Here is a 22,239-nt window from a genome sequence, read left to right on the forward strand (position 1 = left end):
CCTGACCCCACCCCGCGAGTCCAGCTTTCCAAGCGCCCGAGTCGGGGGTTGCGTGCGCCCGAGTCGGGTGTTGCGTGAGCCCGAGTCGGGCTTTCCGGACGCTCGAGTTGGGCGTGGCGTGCGGCAGAGTTGGGGGTTACGTGCGGCCGTGTCGGGCTTTCTGGGTGGGCGAGATGGGCTTTGCGTGTGCCCGAGTCGGGCGTTGGGCGCAATCGACTTGGGGTTGAGCGTGGTCGAGTTGGGCTTCCGCACACGCGAGCTACGGCCGAACATGTCGCTGAGCGGACGATGGCCGGCGGGTTGGGGCTAGCAGCGACCAGGGTGATCCTTTACGATCCGCGGCGTGCCAGACCGCGACGCGCCGGACCACAAGCTCGTCGGCGTCATCAGGATGCCCGAGCCCTCGGTCAGCCCCATGCGCTCGATCATCCGGCGAGTTCTCTACGCCCTGCTCGCCCTGATCGCGACGGTGCTGATCGTGTACATCGGCCGCGACGGGTACCGGGACAGCAACGGTGACGGCCTGTCCCTTTTGGACAGTTTCTACTATGCGACGGTTTCGCTGTCCACGACCGGCTACGGCGACATCACGCCGGTGACCGAGAGCGCACGGCTGATCAACGTACTGGTGATCACACCGCTGCGGGTGCTGTTCCTGATCGTGCTGGTCGGTACCACACTGGAAGTGCTCACCGAACGATCACGACAGGCTTTCCGGATCCAGAAGTGGAGGTCCAAGGTGCGGGACCACGTGGTGGTCGTCGGGTTCGGCACGAAGGGCCGGTCGGCGGTCAAGACGTTGCTCGGCGACGAGAACGTCGAGCCGAACCGGATCGTCGTCGTCGACACCGAACAGCAGCCCCTCGACGCGGCGGCGGCGCTCGGCCTGGTCACCGTGCACGGCAGCGGCACCCGCTCCGACGTGCTGCGCGTCGCGGGCGTGCAGCGGGCCCGCGCGGTCGTGGTGGCCACCAACCGTGACGACTCCTCGGTCCTGACCACGCTCACGGCGCGTGAACTCGCCCCGGAGGCGCACATCGTCGCGTCCGTGCGGGAAGCGGAGAACGTGCACCTACTAAAACAGTCCGGCGCGAACCAGGTCGTGGTCTCCAGCGAGACCGCGGGCCGCCTGCTCGGCATGGCCACGTCCACGCCGGTCGTGGTGGACATGGTGGAGGACCTGCTGACCCCGGAGTCAGGCCTGGCGATCGCGGAGCGGCCGGTCGAGCCGTCGGAGGAAGGCGGTTCTCCGCGTCACCTCGCCGACATCGTGCTCGGCGTGATGCGGGACGGGGTGCTCTACCGCGTCGACTCGCCGCAGGTCGACGCCATCGAACCGGGCGACCGGTTACTCTACGTCCGCAAGGTCACGCCTGCAGACCAGGTCGAGTGATCCGGGCCGGTCCGCTTCGGCTCACTGTGAATCGCCGGAAGTATCTGGAACCATTGAGCGCGTGCAGTGCTCGACGCGACCCAGGCCGGTGTGCCGATGACCGTGCATCAGCTCCGCTGGAACACGCTGGTCATCCCGGTTCTGGCGGGTATCGCCATCGTGGTCGCCGTCTGGTGGGCCGGTCCCGGCGCCCTCGGGCCGGTGGACGCGCCGAGCGGCACCGTGACGGAGGCCACCGTCACCACCGCGGCCCCGTGCACCGACGCCAACCCGAGGGAGACGGTCCAGTTCTCCTTCGGCGGCCAGGCTCGCACCGGCTCGCTCGACGCCTGCGGACACGGCCAGAACGACCGGGTGCAGATCACCGTGCCGACGCTGGCGGGCACCGGGCCGGTGGACGTGCACCTGGCCGACGTCGTGGCCGGACATGGTGCGCTGCGCGGCCCGGTCGGGCTCGTCCTGCTGACGTTGAGCTGCTTCGCGGGCGCGGCGTACGCGTTCCTGATGGCGCGCGGCCGCCGCAAGACCGAGACGGCGATCGTCACCGTCTGAGGCCTACGAAACCTCCGAGGCGGGGGCGGCGAAGGTGTTGCACTGGGCGATCCGGTTGTACTGCGCCCCGGTGTGCCACCACTGCGCGTAGTGCGAGTTGCTGCCGTGGTCGTGGCTGCCGGACGTGTTGTCGCCGCGGGTGTCCTGGTCCCGCCACGCCTTGGCGTACATCTCACGCGTGACCGAGCCGCCCCGGTCCACCACCGCGCCCAGGAACATGCCCGAGAAGCACTGCGCCTGCAGCTCCTTGCGCCGCGACAGGTCGAGACCGGCCGGGCTGGCCTGGCCGTCGGCGTAGATCCGCTGCCACACCGCGTCCATGATCCCGGTGACCTCCTGCACGTGATGCCCGTACTCGTGCGCGAGCAGCGCCAGGTACACGCCGGGATTGTCGCCGTACTGGTCGATCTGCAGCCCCTTATACGGCACGTACAGGTTGTTGTCGCAGTAGTAGGCGGCGGTCGCGACGCCGACGGCGATCGTGCCGCACGCGGTCTGGAAGCTCGCCCCGTCCGGGAAGTGCAGCGTCGGCGGCGCGAACGGCATGCCGTAGGCCTTGAGCAGCGATCCCCACGCCTCGTTCAGACAGGCCTCGGCGGCGGTGAAGAACGTCTCGGCCGTGGCCGGATCGCTGTGCCAGTCCGGCAGCACGCACACGATGTTCTGCAGCCCGGCGTTCGGGTCCTGCAGAATCGGGTGATCGGTGAGTTTGAGGACCTTCTGCCCGGGCGCGGCGCCCGCGGCGGGGGCGGCGTTGCCGCTGCTGCCGGTGCCGGAGGTGGAGGCGTCGCCGGTGCTGGCCCAGCGTACGGAGAAGAACACCACCGCCACCGCCAGCAGCACCACCAACGTGCCGATACCGAAAGCCGTCGCCGGCCGCACTGACCCGTGCCGGCGACTGGACCTGTGGAAACCCCGGGACGGGCGCTGGGCCGAGTGCGTCATCAGGCCGTCAGCATAGCCACCCGCGGCGGCGACATCACGAGTGAAAAAAGTCTGGCGAGTCCAGCGTGGTCGGCCGGGCCGGGCTCTGCGAGAGTGGGCGTCGACGGAGAAAAAGGACTGGAGACACCCGATGACCGACGACAGCGGTTGGACCAACCCCGAGCAACCGCGACGTGACCTGCCGCCGGCACCGCCGCCGGGTCCCGACCCGCGTTTCGGGCACGGCAAACCGGGCGTGATCCCGCTGCGCCCGCTGTCGGTCGGTGAGATCCTCGACGGCTCGGTGACGACGATGCGCCGTCATCCGGCACTGGTCTTCGGGGTTTCCGCGGTCGTCGCCGTGATCAGCGCGGCGCTGAGCCTCGGCGCGAACTACCTGTTCCTGCGCAATACGCCGCTGCCGCAGCCGCCCGGGCCCGCGGCCAGCCAGCAGGAGGCCATGAACTACCTGTCCGACGTGCTGCGGCAGACGTCCACGTCGCTCGGTGTCGCGGCGGTGATCCTGGTGATCACGCAGACGTTTCTCACCGGCTTCATGACCGTCGTGGCCGGTAAGGCCGTGCTCGGCAGGCCCGTCACGCTCCGCGAGGCGCTCGGCGAACTGTGGCCGCGGTTCCTGCCGCTGCTCGGCGTCACGATCGTCTACACGATCATCGTGGCGGTCGCCTCGATCTTCTTCATCATTCCCGGTATCTGGCTGTATGTGCTGTTCGGGCTCGCCGCGCCGGCGCTGGTGCTGGAGCGCGGCGGTATCGGCACCTCGCTCAGGCGTTCCCGGCTGCTCGTGCAGGGCATGTGGTGGCGCGTGTTCGGCGTCATGCTGCTCACCACGATCGCGAGCGGGATCATCAGCTTCGTCATCCAGATCCCGTTCAACCTGCAGACCGGGATCGGTTCCGGCGGCGCCGAACTGGCCGGGCAGTCGATCGGCACGCAGTTGCTGTCCGCACTGGGCACGGTCATCGCGGACACGGTCGTGACGCCGTTCGTCGCCGGCGCCACCGTGCTGCTCTACATCGACCAGCGGATGCGCAAGGAAGGCATGGACATCCAGCTCGCCCGCGCCGCCGCCGAGTAGGGATGTACACCCTGCTGACCGACGTCCCGATCGTCATCGACCGGGACGACGCGCGGCGCGCGGCCGAGGCTGAGCTGAGCAAAGCCGCCTACCAGGCCGCACAGCCCGGCTGGGTCGAACGCGTGCTGCGCTGGCTGGGGCAGCGGCTGGCGGACCTGTTCGCCGCCGCGTCCGGCGTCGTGCCCGGCGGGCCGCTGGGACTGCTCGTGCTGCTGGCCGTGGCGGTGCTGGTGATCGTCGTCGTGCGGCTGCGGGTCGGCAGGCTCGCCCGCGAGGTGCGCGCCTCTCGCGAGGTGTTCGAGGACTCCTCGCGCTCCGCCGCGGACTACCGCACGGCCGCCGACCAGGCTCTGGCCGCCGGTGACTTCACGGGCGCGGTGCGGGAGCGGTTCCGCGCGATCGTGCGCGTGCTGGAGGAGCGGGGCGTGCTGGACGAGCAGTCCGGCCGCACCGCCGACGAGGCCGCCCGCGAAGCCGGGGCGCGGCTGCCCGGGGCCAGGGACGAGCTGGCCGCGGCGGCGGCGCTGTTCGACGCCGTGCACTACGGCGGCAGGCCGGCGTCCGCCGACGATGCCCGGCGGCTGGCGGCGCTCGACGGCCGGGTCACCAGGGAACGGCCGGGAGTCCTTAAGTGACAAGCGTTTCTCCTGACGCGCGGCGGATCTGGCGGGCCGCGCGGGCACCGGTGCTGATCGCGCTGGTGATCCTGTTCGCGACGGTCGTGGCGGTCTTCGCCAAGGGCGGCGGCCAGCACGGCGAGCTCGATCCCGCGTCGGCGGATCCGAACGGTTCGCGGGCCCTGGCCACCCTGCTTCAGCAGCGGGGCGTCCGGATCACCACGACGCGCACCGTCGAGGAGACCCGGCGGGCGCTGGCCGCCGATCCGCGGTCCAGCCTGCTGGTCACCGATCCCGGCCTCGTCGAGCCCGCGACGCTGGCCGAGGTGCGCGGCCGCGCCGCCGAAACGGTGCTCGTCGCCCCGTCCGCGGAGACCCTCGATCTGCTGCTGCCCGGCGCGGTCGTGACCGGCCAGACCGATCCCGGCGTGCGTTCTCCCGGCTGCACGGTGGCCGCGGCCGTCGCGGCGGGTGACGTGATGCTCGGCGGCACCGAGTACGAGGCCCGCGGGCGCGACCGGTCGTGTTACGGCGGTTCGCTCCTGCAGGCGGGCACGACCACGCTGCTGGGCGCGAACACCCCGCTGACCAACAGTGCGCTCGACCAGCAGGGCGACGCGGCGCTCGCGATGCGGCTGCTCGGGCGGCACACCACGCTCGTGTGGTACCTGCCTTCGCCGTCGGACCCCGGTTCCGGTGTGCCGCCGCGCTCGCTGCTCGACCTGCTGCCCAAGCCGTGGTTGTTCGGTGCGATCCAGCTCGCCGTCGCCGCGGTGCTGTTCGCGCTGTGGCGCCTGCGCCGCCTCGGGCCGGTCGTGTCCGAACCGCTGCCCGTGGTCGTGCGGGCCGCGGAAACCGTCGAGGGGCGCGCGCGGCTGTACCGCCGTTCCGGCTCGCCCGCCTACGCCGCGCAGGCCCTGCGTGAGGCCACGATCGCCCGGCTGCTTCCGGTGCTCGGCCTCGGCGCGGGCGCCGAACCCGCCGCCGTGCTCAACGCCGTCACGGCCCGGTGCGGCCGGGACGCGGCCCCGCTGCTGTACGGTCCGGCTCCGGAGGACGACGCGTCGCTGGTCCGGCTCGCGAACGAGCTCGACCGGCTGACGAGAGAGGTACGGGAATCGTGACGACTGCCGCTCGAGACGCACTTCTCGCGCTGCGAGCCGAGGTCGGCAAGGCGGTGGTCGGCAACGACGCCGCTGTGACCGGGCTGATCATCGCGTTGCTGTGCCGCGGCCACGTGCTGGTCGAGGGCGTACCGGGGGTGGCGAAAACGCTGCTGGTGCGGGCGCTGGCCACGGCGCTGGACCTGGACACCAAACGGATCCAGTTCACCCCGGACCTGATGCCGGGCGACGTCACCGGTTCCATCGTCTACGACGGCCGCTCCAGCGAGTTCTCCTTCCGCGAGGGCCCGGTGTTCACCAACCTGCTGCTCGCCGACGAGATCAACCGGACCCCGCCGAAGACGCAGTCCGCGTTGCTGGAGGCCATGGAGGAGCGGCAGGTCTCGGTGGACGGCGCGGCGCGGCGGCTGCCCGATCCGTTCATCGTCGTGGCGACCCAGAACCCGGTCGAGTACGAGGGCACCTACGCGCTGCCCGAGGCGCAACTCGACCGATTCCTGCTCAAGCTCACCATCCCGGCCCCGTCCCGCGAGGACGAGATCGGCGTGCTCACCCGGCACGCGCAGGGCTTCGACCCGCGCGATCTGCGCGCGGCCGGGTTACGCCCGGTGGCGGGCCGCGAACAGCTGGAACAGGCGCGGGAAGCGGTCGCCGGCGTCGCGGTGAATCCGGAAGTTCTGGGCTATATCGTCGATTTGTGCCGCGCGACGCGTTCCCTGCCCGCGATCCGGCTCGGTGTCTCGCCGCGCGGGGCGACCGCGCTGCTCGCGGCGACGCGGGCGTGGGCGTGGCTCGCGGGGCGTGACTACGCCACCCCGGACGACGTGAAGTCCTTGGCGCGCCCGGCTTTGCGGCACCGGCTCGATCTGCGGCCGGAGGCCGAGCTGGAGGGCGCGACCGCGGACGGCGTGCTCGATCGCGTGCTCGCCTCGGTCCCCGTGCCACGCTGATGGCCATCACCGCGAGAGTCGGCGTGCTCGCGCTCATCGGCGTCCTCGTGGTGGCTTTCGCGCTGCCGTCCTGGACCGGGGTACTGGTCGTACTGGCCGGGATCGCCGTTCTGGCGCTCGTGGATGTCGCTCTCGCGGGCGGCGTGCGCGGGCTGACCTTCACGCGCGAGGGCACGGGTTCGGCACGGCTCGGCGAACCGGCCGAAACACGACTGTCCATTTCGAACCCCGGCTCCCGCACCGTCCGCGCTCGCGTGCGCGACGCGTGGCCGCCGAGCGCGGGCGTCGTCCAGGACCGGCATCGCGTCGAGATCCCGGCGGGGGAGCGGCGCACGATCACCGTCGCGATGCGCCCGGTTCGCCGAGGTGAGCGGCAGGCCCATCGTGTGACGGTGCGGTCGGTGGGGCCGCTCGGGCTCGCCGCGCGGCAGGGTTCGCACCGGGTGCCGGGTTCGGTGCGCGTGCTGCCGCCGTTCCACAGCCGTAAGCATCTGCCGTCCCGCCTGGCGCGCTTGCAGCAGCTCGACGGCCGTCAGGCCGCGCTGGTGCGCGGTGAGGGCACGGAGTTCGATTCGCTGCGCGAATACGTCGCCGGTGACGACGTGCGCTCGATCGACTGGCGTGCGACCGCGCGGGCGTCGGAGGTGATGGTGCGGACGTGGCGGCCGGAACGAGACCGGCGCCTGCTGCTCGTGCTCGACACCGGGCGCACATCGGCGGGCCGGGTCGGGGACGCGCCCCGGCTCGACGCGTCGATGGAGGCCGCGTTGTTGCTGGCCACCCTGGCTTCCCGGGCCGGTGACCGGGTCGATTTCCTTGCCTACGACCGCGCTTTGCGCGCCCACGTGCCCTCGGCGAACGTCACCTCGCTCGTCAACGCGATGGCCCCGCTGGAGCCGAGCCTGGTGGAGACCGACGCGCGCGGGATGGTCGCGCAGGTGCTGAAGCGGGCACGTCAGCGTTCGCTGGTCGTGTTGTTCACCGGCCTGGACGCGGCTCCGCTCGAAGCGGGGCTGCTGCCCGTGCTGCCGTCGCTGACGACACGGCACCGCCTGCTCGTGGCAGCCGTCGCCGATCCGCGGGTCGCGGAAATGGCGCAGGGAAGGCAAAACGCGGAGGCCGTCTACGAGGCCGCCGCCGCGGAACGCACGCTTGCCGAACGCCGGCACGTCACGGCCTTGCTCGCCCGCGCGGGAGTCGAGGTGGTCGACGCGCTGCCCGACGATCTGCCGCCGGCGCTGGCGGACCGCTACCTCATGCTCAAGGCCGCCGGGCGGCTCTAGCCGGACTGGGGCAGCACGTCGCCGCCGTAGCGGGCGTCGACGTCGCCGGTGACACCGGCCCGCGCCGCCCGGCGGCCGAACACGAAGACGTAGATCAGGAAAGCGCTTTCGGCCAGTACGCCGATACCGATCCGGCCCCACGTCGGCAGCCCCGACGGAGTGACGAACGCTTCGATCACGCCGGAAATCAGCAGCACGCACGCGAGCCCGAGCGCCATCGCCGCGGCGGCGCGTCCTTCGCGGGCGAGGGCGACCGCGCGGGTGTGCGGCCCGGGATTGATCACCGTCCAGCCGAGCCGCATGCCCGTGCCCGCGGCGACGAAGACCGCGGTCAGTTCCAGCAGGCCGTGCGGGGTGATCAGGCCGAAGAAGATGTCCAGCCGCCCGGCCGCGGACATCAGACCCGCGCTGACGCCGACGTTCGCGGCGTTGGCCCACAGTGCGAGCAGCACCGGAATGCCGGCGAGGACACCGAAGAACAGGCAGGTCGCGGCCACCCACGCGTTGTTCGTCCACACCTGCGCGGCGAACGAGCCCGCCGGATGGCTGGAGTAGTAGGTCTCGAAGCTGCCGCCCGGTTCGGTGAGGTTGCGGATCTGGTCCGGTGCGGCGATGCTCGCCTGCACGGCCGGATCGGCCGCGACCCACGCGCCGAGCAGGGCGCCCACCGCGATGCTCACGACGGCTGTGGTCAGCCACCAGCGTGAGGTGCGGTAGACGGCGGCGGGGAAACGCTGGGAGAAGAACAGGCCGATTTCGCGCCACGCCGGGGTGTGCGTGCCGGTCACGGCGGCGCGGGCGCGCGCGACCAGCGCCGACAGCCAGGACAGGAGCGCGGGATCGGGTGCGGCGGTGCGGACCATCGACAGGTGCGTGGCGCTGCGCTGGTACAGGCTGATCAGCTCGTCCGCCTCGGCTCCGTGCAGCCTGCGGCGCTTGAGGAGCTGGGCGAGCCGGTCCCATTCGGCGCGATGGGCCGCGACGAACAGGTCCACATCCACGCGGTCAGCTTACTGATCCGACCGGCCCCGAGCAGCAGGTAACCGTTGCCACGCAAGCCGGACGGCCGTGACTGCGGCCGGATCGGTCCCGAACGGCACGTACAGTGGGCCGGTGAGTCCCGAACCCGATCTCGTGACCGGCGATGCGGTCGTGCTCGAGCTTCGGCTCGCGCGGCTGGCCAGCCGGGGGCTCGCGTTCGCGCTCGACGTGTTGGTTCAGGCCGTGCTGCTGGTGGCGCTCGTGCTCGTCGTGGTGCTCGCGGGCCCGGACGACGGGGCGTTGCGGGCCGCGGTGCTGTTGAGCGTGCTGGTGCTGGTGCGAGTCGGGTATCCCGTGCTGTTCGAGACGCTCACCGGCGGGCGCACCCTCGGGAAAATGGCGTTCGGCCTGCGCGTGGTGCGCGACGACGGCGGACCGATCCGGTTCCGGCAGGCGCTGACGCGCGGGCTGGCCGGCGCCATCGTGGACTTCGGGCCGGTGCCGGTCTGGAGCATCGTGGCGCTGGTGGTGTCGCTGTGCTCGTCGAAATCGAAGCGGGTCGGCGACTTCCTCGCGGGCACCGTGGTGGTGCAGGAGCGTGCGCCCGAAACGCCCGCCCCGATGATCAGCATGCCGCCGATGCTCATGACGTGGGCGCAGGGGCTGGAGTTGTCCGGCCTGCCCGACGATCTGGCGCTCGCGGCGCGGCAGTACCTGGGCCGCTATTCGGCGCTGCGCCCCGACGCCAGGGATGCCCTGGGCTACCGCCTGACACACGAAGTCGCGTCGTGGATCGGGACACCGCCCCCGCCGGAGGTGCCGCCCTGGATGTACCTCATGGCCGTCCTCGCCGAACGCCGCAACCGGTTGGCCGGCACGACGAGTGGGCAGCCATACCCGCCGGGGCAGGGCGGGCCGTTCGCCCCGCCGGGTTAGCTGACGTCGGAACCGGGCGCGGAGAAGGTGTTGCACTGCGCGAGCCGGTCGCTCTGCGCGCCTTTCCGCCACCAGGCCGCGTAGTGGGCGTTGGTGCCGTGGTCGTGGCTGCCGGAGGTGTTGTCGCCGCGGGTGTCCTGGTCGCTCCAGGCCGTGTCGAACACCTTCTGCGTGATCGTCCCGCCGCGGTTGGCGGTGGCGCCCATGAACATCCCGGAGAAGCACTGCGCCTGCAGCTCCTTGCGGCGGGACATCTCCTGCCCGCCCGGGCTGTCCTCGCCCTGCTGGTAGATCACGTTCCACGCCGCGTCCATGATGCCGACCAGGTCCTGCACGTGATGGCCGTACTCGTGCGCGAACAGGGCGAGGTAGACGCCGGGCTTGTTGCCGTACTGGTCGGTCTGCAGGCCGCGCCACGGCACGTACAGATGGTCCTTGCAGTAGTAGGCCGCGGTGGCGACGCCGACGTTGATCGTGCCGCAGTCGGTGGTGAAGCTGCTGCCCGTCGGGAACTCCAGCTGCGGCGGGTGGAACGGCAGGCCGAGCTCGGACAGCAGGTCGCTCCACCGTGCGTTGAGGCAGTCCGCGGCGGCCGTGAAGAACGCCTCCGACGCGGCCGGGTCGCTCGGCCAGCCGGGCACGGCGCACGGGGCGTTGGACAGGCCCATGGTGGGGTCCGCCATCAGCGGGTGGTCGGCCAGCGCGAGGATCTTGTGCGGTCCGCCGTAGGTCGGCTGTGTCGATGACGAACTGCTCGGCGACGACGACGTCGTGCGGGAGGTGCTCGACGGCGACCAGCGCGTCGAACTGGGGCTTTGCGTCGTCGTCAGCGTGCCGTAGGTGGCCGCGTTGCTCGTGGGCCTCGAGGGCGTGGCCACGACGGCGACCGTGACCACGAGGCCGATCAGCACGACGGCGGACAGGCTCAGCGCGACGATCAGCCCGGTGTGGCTCTTCTTGGGCGGCGGGGGCGGCCACTGCTGCTGGGGCGGCCACTGGTTCGGTGACTGCCACGGCTGTTGCGGCCGTGGCGGCCAAGGTGGTGGCTGGGACATCGCCGGCTGCTTCTCCCATACGGCTTCCGAGCACACCGGCGGAGGTTCGGCATGCGTCGGTCAGCATAGAGGGCGGCCCGGCGCGGAGGCGAAGATCTTCGCGAATTCGCAGGTCAACGCCTCAGTGAGGCGCTGGGCAGGGTCAGCCGAGTGCCGCCGCCACCAGCCGCTCGCTCAGGGCGCGGAGGTTGCGCCTGGCCTCGGGGTCGGCGGCCTGGGCGTTGGGCCGAGACCGCGTGGTGCCGTTGAAGTACGCGCCGGTCACGTCGTCCGAGGCGCGGATCAGGCGCAGGACGGCGGCCCCGCCCTCTTCGATGGTGCTCATCGAGCCGGCGCCCGATTCGCGGACCATCGTGGTGGGCATCATCGTCGCCGGGTGCAGGGCGTTCACCGTCACGCCCGTCCCGGCCAGCTCTTCGGCCAGGTCGATGGTGAACATGATCTGCGCGAGTTTGCTCTGGCTGTACGCCCGCATGCCGTCGTAGGACCTGGTCAGCATCGGGTCCGCGAAGTCGATGGGGGACTGGCCGACCGAAGCCACGTTGACGACCTTCGCCGGGGCGGACGCCCGCAGCAGCGGCAGCAGGCGCCGGGTCAGGTGGTGGCCCGCCAGGTAGTTCACCGCGAACCGCAGCTCGACGCCGTCGGGGCTCTCCTCTCGTCGCGAGAAATCCGAACCCGTGCCGATGCCCGCGTTGTTCACCAGCACATCGAGCCGGTCGTGGCGCGCCAGGATCTCGTCGGCCAGCCGGTCCACCTGACGCAGCTCGGCGAGGTCCGCCCGCACCGTCTCCGCGCCCAGTTCGGCCAGTTCCGCCAGCCGTGCCTCGTTCCGACCGTGCGCGATGACCCGCTCGCCCGACTTCACCAGCTCGCCCGCGACGTACCGGCCCAGCCCGTCGGTCGCTCCGGTAATGAGGATCATGCCGCCGACGCTAGTCGCGCACCGCCGTCGAGGAGAAGGACGACGCCCTTTTTCGCGGTCGTACCCCGTCCGGGGCTCGCCCGATGGCCGTATGGTGGGGCCTATGGCCGCACCCGAGAACTTGCGCTTCACCCTGGACAACGGCTTACGCGTGGTCCTCGCGCCGGATCCGACCGCGCCGGTCGTCGGCGTGTCCGTGCACTACGACGTGGGCTTCCGCTCCGAGCCGGAGGGACGCACCGGTTTCGCGCACCTTTTCGAGCACCTGATGTTCCAGGGCAGTGAGAGCCTGGAGAAGCTGGCGCACTTCAAGATCGTGCAGTCCAGCGGCGGCACCTTCAACGGGTCGACCCATCCCGACTACACCGACTACTTCGAGGTGCTGCCCTCGGCCGCGCTGGAGCGTGCGCTGTTCCTCGAGGCCGACCGGATGCGCGCGCCGAAGCTGACGCAGGAGAACCTCGCCAACCAGATCGACGTGGTCAAGGAGGAGATCCGGCTCAACGTGCTGAACCGGCCCTACGGCGGCTTCCCGTGGATCCTGCTGCCGCCGGTGCTGTACCAGACCTTTCCCAACGCGCACAACGGTTACGGCGACTTCACCGATCTCGAGCAGGCCACGCTGGAGGACTGCGCGGCCTTCTTCGACACCTACTACGCGCCGGCCAATGCCGTGCTCACCGTCGCGGGCGACTTCGAGTCCGACGCCACGCGCGAGCTGATCGAGAAGCACTTCGGCGACGTGCCCTCCCGGCCGGCGCCGCCCAAGCGGTCCTTCGCCGAACCGCCGCCGCAGGGCGAGGTTCGCGGCAACCACGTCGATCCGCACGCGCCGATGCCCGCGCTCGCGGTCGGCTACCGGATGCCCGACCCCATCAACGATCTGGACGGCTACCTCGCCAACCTGGTGCTGGCCGGGGTGCTCACCGACGGCGACGGTTCGCGGTTGCAGCAGCGGCTGGTGCACCGCGAGCCGCTGGTCACCGACATCGGCGCCGGCGCCGGGCTCTTCGGCCCGTTCGAGGCGCGGGATCCCGACACCTTCTCGGTCACCGCGATCCACACGCCGGACGTCTCGCCGGAGCGGGTGCTGGGCGCGCTGGACGAGGAACTGGAGAAGCTGGCGGCCACGCCTCCGGACGCGCAGGAGCTGGCCAAGGTCACCGCGCGCTGGAGCGCGAGCCTGCACTCGGAGCACGACCGGCTGGTGTCGCGCACGCTGGGGCTCGGCTCGTTCGAGCTGCTCTACGGCGACCCGTCACTGATGTACCGGCTGGCCGACCGCATGGCGGCCGTCACCGCGGAGGACGTCGCGGCCGCCGCGAAGGCGCTGCGCCCGGATTCGCGGGCGGTCCTGCTGGTGGAGCCGAAGTCCTGAGGACCACACGGAGCGAGCCCGGCCACGGGGCGCTCGCGCGCGAGGGCCGACCGGGTGCGGGCCTCCCGCACGATACCGAGGAGAGCAAGTGAGCACAGCTACCCATCGCACCGCGGAGGAGATCGGCCGCACCGCGGGCGGACCGAGGCCCGTCCCGGCGCTCGGCGCGCAGAAAGCCGCCGCCGATCTGTCGCATGTGGACACCACGCTGGCCAACGGGCTGCGCGTGCTGAGCGTGCGCAAGGCGAACGTGCCGCTCGTCGAGGCCAGGTTGCGGATCCCGTTCGCGGGTGAGGATGCGATGCACGCGGCCACGGCCGAGGTGCTCGCGGAGACGATGCTGACCGGCACCGAGCGCCGGGACCGGGTCGAGATCGACACCGAGCTGGCGCTGATCGGCGGCGAGCTGAGCGTCACCGTTGATCCGGAACGCCTTGCCATCAACGGAAACGCGCTCGCGAGCGGGCTGCCGACGCTGTTCGACGTGCTCGCCGACGCGCTCACCTCGGCGTCCTATGTGGACGAAGAGGTGGCCCGCGAGTCGGCGCGTCTCGTCGAGCGGCTGGCGGTGTCGCGTACGCAGCCGCGGGTGATCGCGCGCGAGGCCCTGCTCAAGCACTGCTACGGCGACCACCCGGTGACGCGGGAGATACCGCAGGCCGAGGATGTCGCGAAGGTGACCGCGGAGCGGGTGCGCGCGCTGCACTCCCGCGCCGTGCTGCCGCGCGGTTCGGTGCTGGTGCTCGTCGGCGACTTCGACCCGCACGGCGTGATCGGCGACGTGGAGAAGGCCTTGCAGGGCTGGCAGTCCGACGCTTCGGCGGCCGTACTGCCGCAGCTGCCGACGTTGAGCGGCGGCGACGTGCTGCTCGTGCCGAGGGCCGGTGCCGTGCAGTCGCAGATCAGGCTCATCGGGCAGGCGCTGCCGCGCACCGACGAGCGTTACGCCGCGCTGCAGCTCGCGAACCTGGCCTTCGGCGGATACTTCTCCTCCCGGCTCGTCGAGAACATCCGCGAGGACAAGGGATACACCTACAGCGCACACTCCGGCTTCGAGTTCAGCGGTTCGACGGCGACGGTCGGGGTGGACGCCGACACCGCGAACGAGGTGACCGCCGCGGCGGTGCTGGAGACCTTCTACGAACTGGGCAAGATCGCGCTGGTCCCGCCGACCGAGGACGAGGTCGAGTCGGTGCGGCAGTACGCGGTCGGTTCGCTCGTCACCTCCACCGCGTCCCAGGCGGGCCTGGCCAGCCAGCTCGCCGCGCTCGCCGGAAACGGGCTCGGCGTGGAGTGGCTGGCCGGGCATCCGGGCAGGCTGTCCGCGGTGACCGTGGACGAGGTGGCGCAGGCGGCGCTGGACTTCTTCGCCCCTGCCCGGTTCACCGGCGTGGTCGTCGGCGACGCGGACTCGCTCGCGCCGAGACTGGCCGCGCTGGGCGGATTCAGCGTGGGAGAGCCTGGCAAAGCATGACTTCCCCGTTCGAGCTCGGCAAGCTCCCCACCCTGTCCAGGTCCACTGTGGACCGCCAAGAGACATTGCGCACCAACGCCGACCGGCTCGTCGCGCGATGGCCGGAGGCGCACGTCCTGCTGCTGGACGACAAGGCGCGCACACCCGTGCGCGAGGACGAGAACGCGACGCGCGGCGTCTCCGGTGAGGGTGGTGGCGAGCGCCGGGCGGGCGAGTCGGCGCTGGCCACGCGCAAGGCACTGCAGTTCGGCGACACCCCGCCGGAGGACGCGGTGTTCCTCGGCGAGTGGCAGGGCGCGGACTACTGGACGCTGCCGGGCAGCCCGTCCGGCGAGCCCGAGGTCGTCCGGATTCCGGGCAGCTGGGGGATGATCGAGGAGATCCCCAGGGTCGACGGCGAGCTGTGGGTCGATCTGCGGGCCTACGGGGACCGGCTGGACGACACGTCGGCGGGGCTGTTCACCACCGCGCAGGCGCTGCGGATCTGGCACCGGCAGGCCCGGTTCTGCGCGAAATGCGGTGGCCAGGTGCGGCGGGTCCAGTTCGGCTGGGCGACCCGGTGCGAGAACTGCGGCCGCGAGGAGTACCCGCGCACGGACCCGGCGGTCATCTGCCTCGTGCACGACGAGGTCGGGGTGAACGGGGAGCACGTGCTGCTCGCGCGCCAGCCGGTGTGGCCGGAGGGCCGGTACTCGGTGCTCGCCGGGTTCGTGGAGGCCGGGGAGTCGCTGGAAGGCTGCGTGGTGCGCGAGATCCGGGAGGAGGTCGGCGCGCAGGTCCGGGACGTGCGGTACCTGGGCAGCCAGCCGTGGCCGTTCCCGCGTTCGATCATGCTCGGGTTCGCCGCCCGCGCCGACAAGGCGCCCCCGCTGCGGCCCGCGGACGGCGAGATCGAAGAGGCGCTGTGGGTCTCGCGCGCGGACGTGCGTGCGGCGTTCGAGAGCGAGGGCCGTCCGGTGCCGCTCACCGGTACCGGCTCGACGATCATGTTGCCGGGCAACTCGTCCATCGCCCGCGTGATGCTGGAGGCCTGGGCCTACGCCGAGTCGGGCGCCTGACATGCGCATGGCCAACGAGGGGCTCGCGTTCCTGCTGGAGCTGCTCGCCTTGGCCGCGCTGGCGTACTGGGGTCTGGCGGAGGTCGCGTGGGCCGGCATCGGTGCGCCCGCGCTCGCCGCGGTGCTGTGGGGACTGTTCGCCGCGCCGCGGGCGACGTTCACGTTGCCGGTCGTGGGTGTGCTGCTGGTCAAGGTGCTGGTGTTCGGCTCCGCGGTCGCGGCGCTGATCGCCGTCGGAGCGCTCGTGCCCGGCATCGTCTTCGGCGTGCTCGTCGTGGTCAACACCGCGATCCTGCAGTACTACCGGGGTAAGAAGGTCCGCTCATTCGGGACCTTCGACCATCGAGACGACGGCTCCGCCGAGTGAGAGTGGGCGAAGGCCACCGACACCACGCGGGAGACGACGATGAACCTGGAGCTGAGCGACGATGAGGTCACCGCGCTGAGCGAGCTGCTGGCGGCTCGCCTCGGCGACATGTCCGCCGAGATCGAAGCCACCGACAACCCGGTCTTCCGGCGGCAACTGCGCGAGCGCCGCGACCTGCTGAGCGGAGTGCGGAAACTCCTGGAAGGCTGAAATGCCGTGAGGGACCCCACGACCACGAGGGGTCCCTCACGGCTCCGCTCAGGTGATCAGGGCGCCGAGCGGCAGGATGATCGCGATCGCCACCACGGAGATGATCGTCTCCATGATCGACCAGCTCTTGATCGTCTCGCCGACCGAGAGCCCGAAGTACTCCTTCACCAGCCAGAATCCGGCGTCGTTGACGTGCGAGAAGAACAGCGAGCCGGCCCCGATCGCGAGCACCAGCAACGCCGCGTGGGTCGAGCTCATCGTCGCCGCGAGCGGCCCGACGATGCCCGCCGCGGACACCGTGGCCACGGTCGCGGAACCGGTCGCAAGCCGGATCGCCACCGCGACCAGCCAGCCCAGCAGCAGCGCCGGGAACGACGCACCAGTCGCGAGCTGCGTGATCACCTTGCCCACCCCGGCGTCGACGAGCGTCTGCTTGAAACCGCCGCCGGCGGCGACGATCAGCAGGATCCCGGCGATCGGGCCGAGCGAGGACGCCACGGTCGAGGTCAGCTTGCCGCGGGAGAAACCGGCGGCCCTGCCGAGCGTGAACATGCCGACGATGACCGCCGCGAGCAGCGCCACCAGCGGGTCACCGATGAAGTCGAACACCCGGCGGACCTCGCTGCTCTTGGCCGCGAGGATGTCCGAAAGCGCTTTCCCGAGCATCAGCACGACCGGCAGCAGCACGGTGATCAGTGTCGCGCCGAAGCTCGGGCGGCGCGCATTGTCCTCATCGGACCGTTCCGGCACGAGGTGTTCGGGCGCGACGGCGTCGGGCACCCAGCGCGCGGCGAGCTTGCCGAACAGCGGCCCGGCGATGATCACCGACGGGATCGCGACCAGCAGGCCGAAGGCGAGCACGATACCGACGTTGGCGTTCAGCGCGCCCGCCGCGGCCAGTGGGCCGGGGTGCGGTGGCACAAGGCCGTGCAGCACGGAAAGCCCTGCCAGTGCGGGAATTCCGATGAGCATGAGCGGTTGCCTGCTGCGTTTGACGACCAGCAGCACGATCGGGATCAGCAGCACGAGGCCGATCTCGAAGAACATCGGCAGCCCGATCAGGGCCGCGACGAGCGCCATCGCCCACGGCAGCGTGCGTTTGCCGGCGCGGGAGATGATCGTGTCGACGATCTGTTCGGCGCCGCCGGAATCGGCGAGCAGTTTGCCGAGCATCGCGCCGAGTGCGATCAATACACCGACGGAGGCGACCGTCGAGCCGACCCCGCTTTCGAAACTGCTCAACAGCTTGTCGACGGGCATCCCGGCGATGAGGCCGAGCACGCCGGAGCCCAGTATCAGGGCCAGGAAGGCGTGCAGTTTGAACGCGCTGATCAGTACCACGATCACGGCGATCGCGATGAGGGTCGCGGCGATCAACCGGGTGTCGTGCCCGGTCCACGCTGCGGCAAGGGTGATCACATCGGCTCCTTTGCCAACCATGTGAGAGCGGCGGTCACGATATCGCCCGGGGAGTCGGCGATGTCGACGATCAGGCCGTGCTCATCTCTTTCCAGTGGTTCGAGATCCGCGAGCTGGGAGTCCAAAAGGGACACCGGCATGAAGTGCCCGGATCGGCTCTTCATGCGCTGGGCGAGCAGGTCGCGTGGTCCGTCGAGGTGCAGGAACCACACATCGCCACCGGTACGGAGCACGTCCCGGTACCTGCGCTTGAGTGCGGAGGAGGAGACGACCCCGCCGGTCTGCTGATGCTCGCGGATCCAGCCGGCGATGGCGTGCAGCCAGGGCCGGCGGTCCTCGTCGGTGAGCGGATGGCCGGAGGACATCTTCTCGATGTTCGCCTTCGGGTGGAACGTGTCGGCCTCGGCGTAGGACACGCCCAGCCGCTCGGCGAGTGCCGTGCCGACCGTCGTCTTGCCCGATCCGGCCACGCCCATCACCACGATGACGGTCATCTTTCCTCCGACCCCGTTGTCTCAACGCGAACAGTGCACCGCAAAGGTACTACTTAATCAACCCACAAGTACTACTTAATCGAAACAGAGGTATAGCTTCACAGTCGTGGTGGACGGAATACACGCCCGGCTCCTTGATCAACTGGGTACTGCGATCGCGTGCGGGCGAATCCCGCCCGGCACGGTGCTGCGGCTGGAAGAGGTGCAGGAGCAGTACGGCGCCTCCCGCACGGTCGCCCGCGAGGTCGTGCGCTCGCTGGAGGTCATGCGGCTGACCAGCAGCAAGCGCCGGGTGGGGGTGACTGTCCGTGATCCGGCCGAGTGGAACCACTACGACCCGCAGCTGATCCGCTGGCAGCTCGACGGCGAGCACCGCGAGAGCGCCCTGCGGAACTTGATGGAACTGCGCTGGGCCGTCGAGCCGAGTGCGGCCCGCTTCGCCGCGCTGCGTGCCACCCCGGAGGAGCGGGGCAGGCTCGGTGCCCTGGCGACCAGGCTGCGGACCACGGCGAAGGCGCGTGACCTGACCACGTTCCTCGACCACGACATCGCCTTCCACCACGTCGTGCTCGCCGCCTCGCGCAACCCGATGTTCTGCCAGCTGTCCGGGGTCGTCGCGGAGGTGCTGACCGGGCGCACGTCGCACGGGCTGATGCCGCCGGAACCGCAGCCCGAGGCGGTCGCGCTGCACGTGCGGGTCGCCACCGCGATCGCGGAGGGTGACGCCGACCGGGCCGAGGGCGCGATGCGCGACATCATGGTGCAGGCACGCGACGAGGTCGCCGAGCAGTTCGAGTAGCCTGCCCCGCGAGGCGATCGGACCTTCGAGGACCACACGCGGCGGTCGCGAGGAGGACCGGCCGGGTGCGGGTTCTCCGTAGGACACAGGGGGCAGGCGTGAGTGCGGCGCGGGCAATCGGACTGCTGCTGGGGGCGGCCGCGGACGGAGTGATCAACCAGCCGGTACGTCCGGCCACCGTGCTGGGCGGCAGGTACGGTGCCGGCCTGGCGGGCGGGCTCGCCGTCGCCGGATTGATCGCCGAGCGTGTGACCAGGCACAGGCCGCTCGCGCAGGCACTCAGCACCGCGGTCGCGACCTGGGCGGTGCTCGGCGCGGCGAACCTCGCCTCCGACGGCACGGCACTGGCCCGCGATCTGGAAGAGGGCGAACTCGACGCGGCGCGCGGCACGCTCGCCGGACTGGACCGGCGCTGCACCGAAAGCCTCGACGTGATCGGCCTGTCCCGCGCCTCGGTCGAATCGGTCGCCCAGCAGACGAACGACGCCGTCGTCGGCCCGCTGTTCTGGGGTGCCGTCGCGGGGGTGCCCGGCCTGGTGGGCGCCCGGGCGGTGGCCGTCCTGCGCGGCCTCGGCCGGGCCGCGCGGCCCGCCGACGTGATCAATCTGGTGCCGACCCGCTACGCTGCCGCGCTCACCGTGACCAGCGCTCCCGTGGTCGGCGGTTCGGCGGGTGGGGCGTGGCGGGCGTGGCGCCGCGACACCGCCGCCCACCCCAGCCCGAACGATGGTCGCGTCGAGGCCGCGTTCGCGGGAGCGCTGGAGATCCGGCTCGGTGGGCGCACCGTCTATCCGCACGGGGTGGAGGAACTGCCGGTGCTCGGCGACGGCCGCAATCCCGACGCCGGGCACGTGACGCGCGCCGTGGAACTGTCCCGCGTGGTGGGGTGGCTCTCGGCGGTCAGTTCCGCCCTGCTCGCTCTTCTGTTCGGTCGCCGCCGGCGGAGTTAGCCGCTTCCTGCTCGTCCTCGGCGAGGATCTGCGCGACCGACTTGCGTTTGCGTGCCTTCTTCTCCTTCGCGCGATCGCCCATCTCGGCCAGCACGCCGCCGGGCTTCATCTCGCGGACCGTGAAGTACGTGAGTCCGGCCAGCGCCATCACGCCGAACGCGATCCACTGCAGCGCATAGGAGAAGAACGGACCCGAGTCCAGCTGCGGCAGGGGCAGCGTGTTGAGCCCGCCGGGCTGCTTGTCGTCGAGCTGGAAGTAGCCCGCGCGGATCGGCAGTCCGGACGAGCGCGCGACCGTCCGCGAATCCACCACGTAGCTCTGCAGCTTGCCGCCGGTGGACGCGTCGGCGAAGGCGTCCCGGTTCTTCGCGTCGGTCTCGTCCTGCCGGACGCGTGCGACGAGCTGGACGGTGCCGGGGGGCGGCGCGGCGTAGGAGGGCACCGAATCATGCCCGCCCACCAGCAGGTAGCCGCGGTCGACGAGGATGTACTGGCCGTCGGTGGTGCGGAACGGCGTGAGCACCTCGAACGCGGGCTGGCCCTGCACGGTGCGCAGGCGCGCCACCACTTCCTTGTCCGGCAGGTAGGTGCCGGAGACGCTGACCCTCGTCCACTCGTTCTGCGGGTTCGGGGTCGTACCCGGCGCAAGCACGCTGTTCAGCGGCTGCGGAGCCATGGTCAGCGACCGCTCGATGGCGGAGTTCTGCGTCTCACGTTCGGAGTTGCGGCTGAACTGCCAAGGCGAGAGCAGCCAGAAGCACGCGAAGGCGAACACCAGGACACCCGCCACCAGGGCGAGCCAGCTGGGCCGCAGCAAGAACTTCCACCGCACGCTTCCACGGTAGCCCGCCATGGTCAGGACAGGGATGACCGGGCCGCGGACAGCGCCTGCCTGGCGTAGCCGCCGCCGAACACGGCCGCGTGCATGAGCAGCGGAAACAGCTGGTGCAGCGGGACGCGCTCACGCCAGTCCGGCGCGAGCGGGGCGCCCTCGTCCTGGGCGCCTTCGGCGTAGGCACCCAGAATGTGATCGAGAAGTGAGGTACCGAACAGCTGCAGCATCGCGAGATCGCCCTCGCGGTGCCCGCCGTGTGCGGCCGGGTCGATCAGCCACACGCCGTCGGACGACCAGTGCACGTTGCCGCTCCAGGCGTCGCCGTGCAGCCGGGCGGGTGGCTCCGGCGGGCCTGCCGCCTCCGGCAGCCGCGTGCACAGTTCGTCGAAGACCTTCACCTCGTGCGCGGAGAACAGGTGCTGATCCACGCACATCCGGACATACGGTTCGATCCGGTGCCGGGCGTAGAACGTCGGCCAGTCCTCGTGCGGCTCGTTGCGCATCGGCGCGACGCCCATCCACGCGTCCTTCGGTCCGCCCGGCGGCGGACAGCCGAACGCCTCCGCGCCACGCAGGTGCAGTGTGGCCAGCGCCCGGCCGAAGACTTCCGCGCTCCCGGTCGTCGGAGACGCGGGCGGGACGTACTGCATCACCAGCCATTCGTCGTCGTATCCGAGAACCTCGGGCACGGGCACGTCGGCGTACTCGCCGAGCCAGCGAAGGCCGGCGGCCTCCGCCTCGGTCGCGCCGGGCCCGACACCCTGTTTGGCCACCACGACCCTGCCGCCGTCCAGCGTGACGAGGAAGATCGAGCCGCCGCCCCGGCGCACTCCGGTGACCTGGGTACCGCACAGCCGGGTGACGGCCTCCCGTGCGTTCATCCGGGTTGTTTTCCCAGTTCGGCCCGCGCCCAATCGAGCAGACCGGGAACTGTTCGTTCGATCATCGCGATGACTTCGGCGAACCCGTCGTCGCCGCCGTAGTAGGGATCGGGCACCTCGGCGCCGGGCGGGGCGGAGGGGTCGAACTCGCGCAGCAGCCGGACGCGGTCGCCGGTCTTGCGCTGCAGGGTGCTGAGGTGGCCCGCGTCGGCGGCGAGGATCAGGTCCGCGGCGAGATGCTCCTCGTCGACCTGCGCGGCGATGTGCTCGCCGCCGTAGCCGTGCGCGGTCAGGGTCTGCCTGGCGCGCGGGTCGGCGGGCTCGCCGACGTGCCACGGCCCGGTACCCGCGCTCGTGACGCGCACCAGATCGGCCAGTCCCTCGCGGCGAAGGTGCTCGGAGAACACCAGCGCCGCCATCGGTGACCGGCAGATGTTGCCGGAACAGACGAAACAGACGTGCAGCTGTGGCTGAGTCACGCGTGACAGTGTGCCGTTTCACGTTCGCCCGTCACCTGGCAGGGCGCGGTCGGGTG

Annotated in this window: 24 protein-coding genes; 15 read left to right on the plus strand and 9 right to left on the minus strand. The window is 71.1% G+C overall.

Features of this window, described 5'->3' with window-relative positions; genetic code table 11:
* The first annotated feature begins 391 nt into the window (after positions 1-391).
* Positions 392-1,393, plus strand: coding sequence for a potassium channel family protein (locus tag HFP15_RS31195; RefSeq protein ID WP_168520424.1), 1,002 nt, complete (start codon positions 392-394; stop codon positions 1,391-1,393).
* A gap of 66 nt (positions 1,394-1,459) precedes the next feature.
* Complete coding sequence (locus tag HFP15_RS31200; RefSeq protein ID WP_312871837.1) at positions 1,460-1,945, plus strand: hypothetical protein; 486 nt, start codon at positions 1,460-1,462, stop codon at positions 1,943-1,945.
* A gap of 3 nt (positions 1,946-1,948) precedes the next feature.
* Here HFP15_RS31200 and HFP15_RS31205 read toward each other — a convergent pair whose 3' ends face one another.
* Positions 1,949-2,827, minus strand: a complete 879-nt coding sequence (locus HFP15_RS31205; protein ID WP_312871838.1) for a neutral zinc metallopeptidase — start codon at positions 2,825-2,827, stop codon at positions 1,949-1,951.
* A 193-nt stretch (positions 2,828-3,020) separates the two neighbouring features.
* Here HFP15_RS31205 and HFP15_RS31210 point away from each other — a divergent pair, with 193 nt between their 5' ends.
* The 5 genes from HFP15_RS31210 to HFP15_RS31230 are packed head-to-tail and all read left to right on the plus strand — an operon-like array spanning position 3,021 to position 7,942.
* Positions 3,021-3,968 (plus strand): DUF7847 domain-containing protein, encoded by a 948-nt coding sequence (locus HFP15_RS31210; RefSeq protein WP_168520371.1) that lies wholly within the window; start codon positions 3,021-3,023, stop codon positions 3,966-3,968.
* A gap of 2 nt (positions 3,969-3,970) precedes the next feature.
* A complete protein-coding gene (locus HFP15_RS31215; protein WP_168520372.1) occupies positions 3,971-4,603 on the plus strand; it encodes a DUF4129 domain-containing protein in 633 nt (210 codons plus the stop codon).
* Positions 4,600-5,709, plus strand: coding sequence for a DUF4350 domain-containing protein (locus HFP15_RS31220; RefSeq protein ID WP_168520373.1), 1,110 nt, complete (start codon positions 4,600-4,602; stop codon positions 5,707-5,709). Before HFP15_RS31215 ends, HFP15_RS31220 begins: the two co-directional genes overlap by 4 nt.
* Positions 5,706-6,659, plus strand: a complete 954-nt coding sequence (locus HFP15_RS31225) for an AAA family ATPase (RefSeq protein WP_312871839.1) — start codon at positions 5,706-5,708, stop codon at positions 6,657-6,659. Before HFP15_RS31220 ends, HFP15_RS31225 begins: the two co-directional genes overlap by 4 nt.
* Entirely contained in the window at positions 6,659-7,942 is a 1,284-nt protein-coding gene (locus HFP15_RS31230) for a DUF58 domain-containing protein (protein WP_168520374.1), read from the plus strand. Before HFP15_RS31225 ends, HFP15_RS31230 begins: the two co-directional genes overlap by 1 nt.
* Here the strand turns inward: HFP15_RS31230 and HFP15_RS31235 are convergent.
* Complete coding sequence (locus HFP15_RS31235; RefSeq protein ID WP_168520375.1) at positions 7,939-8,943, minus strand: stage II sporulation protein M; 1,005 nt, start codon at positions 8,941-8,943, stop codon at positions 7,939-7,941. The two genes, HFP15_RS31230 and HFP15_RS31235, sit on opposite strands and share 4 nt — an antisense overlap.
* A 112-nt stretch (positions 8,944-9,055) precedes the next feature.
* On the opposite strand from HFP15_RS31235, the gene HFP15_RS31240 reads away from it, so the two are divergent.
* Complete coding sequence (locus tag HFP15_RS31240; RefSeq protein WP_312871840.1) at positions 9,056-9,859, plus strand: RDD family protein; 804 nt, start codon at positions 9,056-9,058, stop codon at positions 9,857-9,859.
* Here HFP15_RS31240 and HFP15_RS31245 read toward each other — a convergent pair.
* Entirely contained in the window at positions 9,856-10,914 is a 1,059-nt protein-coding gene (locus tag HFP15_RS31245; protein ID WP_168520376.1) for a neutral zinc metallopeptidase, read from the minus strand. The genes HFP15_RS31240 and HFP15_RS31245 overlap by 4 nt on opposite strands.
* A gap of 142 nt (positions 10,915-11,056) precedes the next feature.
* Positions 11,057-11,839 (minus strand): SDR family NAD(P)-dependent oxidoreductase, encoded by a 783-nt coding sequence (locus tag HFP15_RS31250; protein ID WP_168520377.1) that lies wholly within the window; start codon positions 11,837-11,839, stop codon positions 11,057-11,059.
* A 103-nt stretch (positions 11,840-11,942) separates the two neighbouring features.
* Between HFP15_RS31250 and HFP15_RS31255 the strand changes: the two genes are divergently transcribed.
* The 5 genes from HFP15_RS31255 (at position 11,943) to HFP15_RS31275 (ending at position 16,326) form a co-directional block, all read left to right on the plus strand.
* Positions 11,943-13,217 carry a M16 family metallopeptidase gene (locus tag HFP15_RS31255; protein ID WP_168520378.1) on the plus strand — a complete coding sequence of 425 codons (1,275 nt, stop codon included), beginning with the start codon at positions 11,943-11,945 and terminating at the stop codon, positions 13,215-13,217.
* Positions 13,218-13,305: 88 nt separating this feature from the next.
* The gene (locus HFP15_RS31260) at positions 13,306-14,691 is read left to right on the plus strand and encodes a M16 family metallopeptidase (protein WP_168520379.1); all 1,386 of its coding nucleotides are present in this window, start codon (positions 13,306-13,308) and stop codon (positions 14,689-14,691) included.
* A complete protein-coding gene (gene nudC / locus HFP15_RS31265; RefSeq protein WP_168520380.1) occupies positions 14,688-15,749 on the plus strand; it encodes an NAD(+) diphosphatase in 1,062 nt (353 codons plus the stop codon). Before HFP15_RS31260 ends, nudC begins: the two co-directional genes overlap by 4 nt.
* Position 15,750: 1 nt before the next feature.
* The gene (locus tag HFP15_RS31270; protein WP_168520381.1) at positions 15,751-16,116 is read left to right on the plus strand and encodes a YrdB family protein; all 366 of its coding nucleotides are present in this window, start codon (positions 15,751-15,753) and stop codon (positions 16,114-16,116) included.
* Between the two features lie 39 nt (positions 16,117-16,155).
* A complete protein-coding gene (locus tag HFP15_RS31275) occupies positions 16,156-16,326 on the plus strand; it encodes a hypothetical protein (protein WP_168520382.1) in 171 nt (56 codons plus the stop codon).
* Positions 16,327-16,374: 48 nt separating this feature from the next.
* On the opposite strand, the gene HFP15_RS31280 is transcribed toward HFP15_RS31275, so the two are convergent.
* A complete protein-coding gene (locus HFP15_RS31280; protein ID WP_312871841.1) occupies positions 16,375-17,745 on the minus strand; it encodes a GntT/GntP/DsdX family permease in 1,371 nt (456 codons plus the stop codon).
* Positions 17,742-18,239: a gluconokinase gene (locus HFP15_RS31285; protein ID WP_168520384.1), complete on the minus strand. Its 498-nt coding sequence runs from the start codon at positions 18,237-18,239 to the stop codon at positions 17,742-17,744. Before HFP15_RS31285 ends, HFP15_RS31280 begins: the two co-directional genes overlap by 4 nt.
* A 106-nt stretch (positions 18,240-18,345) precedes the next feature.
* Between HFP15_RS31285 and HFP15_RS31290 the strand changes: the two genes are divergently transcribed.
* Positions 18,346-19,038, plus strand: a complete 693-nt coding sequence (locus HFP15_RS31290; RefSeq protein ID WP_168520385.1) for a FadR/GntR family transcriptional regulator — start codon at positions 18,346-18,348, stop codon at positions 19,036-19,038.
* Between the two features lie 98 nt (positions 19,039-19,136).
* Positions 19,137-19,988, plus strand: coding sequence for a cobalamin biosynthesis protein CobD/CbiB (locus HFP15_RS31295; protein WP_168520386.1), 852 nt, complete (start codon positions 19,137-19,139; stop codon positions 19,986-19,988).
* Here the strand turns inward: HFP15_RS31295 and HFP15_RS31300 are convergent.
* From HFP15_RS31300 to HFP15_RS31310, 3 genes are read right to left on the minus strand one after another with little or no spacing between them, the layout of a single operon-like run.
* Positions 19,939-20,820 (minus strand): SURF1 family cytochrome oxidase biogenesis protein, encoded by an 882-nt coding sequence (locus HFP15_RS31300; RefSeq protein WP_168520387.1) that lies wholly within the window; start codon positions 20,818-20,820, stop codon positions 19,939-19,941. The two genes, HFP15_RS31295 and HFP15_RS31300, sit on opposite strands and share 50 nt — an antisense overlap.
* A gap of 23 nt (positions 20,821-20,843) precedes the next feature.
* The gene (locus tag HFP15_RS31305) at positions 20,844-21,704 is read right to left on the minus strand and encodes a fructosamine kinase family protein (protein ID WP_168520388.1); all 861 of its coding nucleotides are present in this window, start codon (positions 21,702-21,704) and stop codon (positions 20,844-20,846) included.
* A complete protein-coding gene (locus tag HFP15_RS31310; RefSeq protein WP_168520389.1) occupies positions 21,701-22,183 on the minus strand; it encodes a low molecular weight protein-tyrosine-phosphatase in 483 nt (160 codons plus the stop codon). Before HFP15_RS31310 ends, HFP15_RS31305 begins: the two co-directional genes overlap by 4 nt.
* Between the last annotated feature and the right edge of the window lie 56 nt (positions 22,184-22,239).

This window comes from Amycolatopsis acididurans (genome assembly GCF_012328925.1).
In the GTDB taxonomy this organism is placed as follows: domain Bacteria; phylum Actinomycetota; class Actinomycetes; order Mycobacteriales; family Pseudonocardiaceae; genus Amycolatopsis_E; species Amycolatopsis_E acididurans.

Excerpts from the sequence above, each read along its gene's own strand:
- HFP15_RS31250 (WP_168520377.1), bottom strand. The coding sequence starts at position 11,839 with ATGATCCTCATTACCGGAGCGACCGACGGGCTGGGCCGGTACGTCGCG.
- HFP15_RS31210 (WP_168520371.1), top strand. The coding sequence starts at position 3,021 with ATGACCGACGACAGCGGTTGGACCAACCCCGAGCAACCGCGACGTGAC.
- HFP15_RS31285 (WP_168520384.1), bottom strand. The coding sequence starts at position 18,239 with ATGACCGTCATCGTGGTGATGGGCGTGGCCGGATCGGGCAAGACGACG.
- HFP15_RS31230 (WP_168520374.1), top strand. The coding sequence starts at position 6,659 with ATGGCCATCACCGCGAGAGTCGGCGTGCTCGCGCTCATCGGCGTCCTC.
- HFP15_RS31275 (WP_168520382.1), top strand. The coding sequence starts at position 16,156 with ATGAACCTGGAGCTGAGCGACGATGAGGTCACCGCGCTGAGCGAGCTG.
- HFP15_RS31270 (WP_168520381.1), top strand. The coding sequence starts at position 15,751 with ATGCGCATGGCCAACGAGGGGCTCGCGTTCCTGCTGGAGCTGCTCGCC.
- HFP15_RS31215 (WP_168520372.1), top strand. The coding sequence starts at position 3,971 with ATGTACACCCTGCTGACCGACGTCCCGATCGTCATCGACCGGGACGAC.
- nudC (WP_168520380.1), top strand. The coding sequence starts at position 14,688 with ATGACTTCCCCGTTCGAGCTCGGCAAGCTCCCCACCCTGTCCAGGTCC.
- HFP15_RS31255 (WP_168520378.1), top strand. The coding sequence starts at position 11,943 with ATGGCCGCACCCGAGAACTTGCGCTTCACCCTGGACAACGGCTTACGC.
- HFP15_RS31305 (WP_168520388.1), bottom strand. The coding sequence starts at position 21,704 with ATGAACGCACGGGAGGCCGTCACCCGGCTGTGCGGTACCCAGGTCACC.
- HFP15_RS31245 (WP_168520376.1), bottom strand. The coding sequence starts at position 10,914 with ATGTCCCAGCCACCACCTTGGCCGCCACGGCCGCAACAGCCGTGGCAG.
- HFP15_RS31195 (WP_168520424.1), top strand. The coding sequence starts at position 392 with ATGCCCGAGCCCTCGGTCAGCCCCATGCGCTCGATCATCCGGCGAGTT.